5 tRNA genes and 2 rRNA genes are annotated in these 795 nt (G+C 47.3%); all 7 read right to left on the reverse strand.

The window, feature by feature from the left end:
• Positions 1–2: 2 nt before the first annotated feature.
• Positions 3–77: transfer RNA gene (locus N178_RS25435), tRNA-Gly, on the reverse strand.
• A 23-nt stretch (positions 78–100) separates the two neighbouring features.
• A tRNA-Leu gene (locus N178_RS25440) sits at positions 101–182 on the reverse strand.
• Between the two features lie 13 nt (positions 183–195).
• Positions 196–271 (reverse strand) — tRNA-Lys (locus tag N178_RS25445).
• 8 nt (positions 272–279) lie between these two features.
• Positions 280–355: transfer RNA gene (locus N178_RS25450), tRNA-Thr, on the reverse strand.
• Between the two features lie 26 nt (positions 356–381).
• A tRNA-Val gene (locus tag N178_RS25455) sits at positions 382–457 on the reverse strand.
• A 9-nt stretch (positions 458–466) separates the two neighbouring features.
• A 5S ribosomal RNA gene (rrf, locus tag N178_RS25460) occupies positions 467–582 on the reverse strand.
• A 109-nt stretch (positions 583–691) separates the two neighbouring features.
• Positions 692–795, reverse strand: a 23S ribosomal RNA gene (locus N178_RS25465); the annotation flags it as partial.

A 795-nucleotide genomic window follows, 5' to 3' on the forward strand; every position in this document is an offset into this window, starting at 1 on the left:
CGTGGAGCGGAAGACGAGGTTCGAACTCGCGACCCCCACCTTGGCAAGGTGGTGTTCTACCACTGAACTACTTCCGCGCATATATGAAATTAATGAAAGATGCGGGTGAAGGGACTTGAACCCCCACGTCGTAAGACACTAGATCCTAAGTCTAGCGCGTCTGCCAATTCCGCCACACCCGCGTGTGAATATAAATGGTGAGCCATGAAGGACTCGAACCTTCGACCCTCTGATTAAAAGTCAGATGCTCTACCAACTGAGCTAATGGCTCGAAAAAAATGGTGCCGGCAAGAGGACTTGAACCCCCAACCTACTGATTACAAGTCAGTTGCTCTACCAATTGAGCTACACCGGCGTGCAATCTCTGACTTAAATAGTCGATGGTGGAGGATGACGGGATCGAACCGCCGACCCCCTGCTTGTAAGGCAGGTGCTCTCCCAGCTGAGCTAATCCTCCGATATAACAGCCTGGCAACGTCCTACTCTCACAGGGACAAAGTCCCAACTACCATTGGCGCTAAAGAGCTTAACTTCCGTGTTCGGTATGGGAACGGGTGTGACCTCTTCGCTATCGCCACCAGACATATTACATTATACACTATTCTATAAAGAAAGCAATACTTATTTTGAAAGATTTATTCTTTCAAAACTAGATAACAGTTTGCTGAGTAAAGCTTACGCTTTTAAAAGTTTGGTTAAGTCCTCGATCGATTAGTATCAGTCAGCTACACATGTCGCCACGCTTCCACCTCTGACCTATCAACCTGATCATCTTTCAGGGATCTTACTAGCTTA

Source organism: Priestia aryabhattai B8W22, from assembly GCF_000956595.1.
GTDB lineage: Bacteria > Bacillota > Bacilli > Bacillales > Bacillaceae_H > Priestia > Priestia aryabhattai.